The organism is Rhizobium ecuadorense (assembly GCF_001187535.1).
GTDB lineage: Bacteria > Pseudomonadota > Alphaproteobacteria > Rhizobiales > Rhizobiaceae > Rhizobium > Rhizobium ecuadorense.
The window spans coordinates 1-246 of the sequence record NZ_LFIO01000431.1 but is presented as its reverse complement, the minus strand read 5'-3'; the positions used below and the strand labels follow the sequence as shown (position 1 = coordinate 246).

The following is a 246-nucleotide window of genomic DNA, read 5'->3' as shown; positions in this document are numbered from 1 at the left end:
CCTCCGTTCCGGCAACATTGATCGTGCCGTTGTTTCCCACCTTCACATTGTCCACGTTTGTATTGTTGTTGCCGACGGCGAACTCGAACGTGCCGCCTCCGACGTCCAACTGGAACCTGTCCACGGTTGTGTTATTCGTCCCAGCGTTGAAGTCAGTCATATGGTTCGTGGTGGTGGCAAACTTTTGGAAAAAGAAGGTATCATTTCCCACGCCCCCGGTCAGGGTGTTGTTGCCAGCACCACCGT

The 246-nt window shown here is 54.1% G+C and carries 1 pseudogene; it reads right to left on the bottom strand.

The annotated features are described in order from the left end of the window. A pseudogene (locus AF337_RS10990) lies at positions 1-246 on the bottom strand (VCBS domain-containing protein); the annotation flags it as partial.